Source organism: Mesorhizobium sp. P2_F8 (assembly GCF_056403655.1).
On sequence record NZ_JBFUFB010000126.1, the window covers coordinates 1 to 596 of the forward strand.

Consider the following 596-nt stretch of genomic DNA (forward strand, 5'->3'; position numbering starts at 1 on the left):
CACGGCGTTCACGGTGTCGTGTCGATCGGCTCGGACGGCAAGCTGACGGTGGTGCAGAACGTCGCGCTGGAGCACCTGGTCGATGGTTCGACGGCGGCGGCCTACAATGACGCGCTGACGCTGGCCGGCAAGATCGGCGTGACGGCGACGGTGACGGATGCGGATGGCGACACGGCAAGCACCGGCGTGATCAACGTCGGCGGCGCGGTGACCTTCCTGGATGACGGCCCGTCGATCACGAGYGCGGTWGTCGGCAGCTCGGTGACGCTTGACGAGACCAACAACGGTGCGACGACGGACGGGGTGCTGACCCCGGCGCTGATGACGGCCACGAGYGCTGCGGCGATCGTGACGGTGACGTCGAACTATGGCGCCGACGGCGCCGGGACGACCACCTATGCCTTGTCGGTGACGCAGGCGAACTCCGGGCTGGCGACGGCRCAGGGCGACCATGCGATCACGCTGGTGCAGGTCGGCAACACGATCGAGGGCCAGTACAACGACGGTGCGACGCACACGGCGTTCACGGTGTCGATCGGCTCGGACGGCAAGCTGACGGTGGTGCAGAACGTCGCGCTGGAGCACCTGGTCGATGG

General features: G+C 67.9%; 1 protein-coding gene. It reads left to right on the top strand.

Translation table 11 applies throughout. From position 1 onward, the window contains the following. The coding region (locus AC1DZP_RS36350; protein WP_477309192.1) for a DUF5801 repeats-in-toxin domain-containing protein at positions 1-596 on the top strand (596 nt) is incomplete at both ends.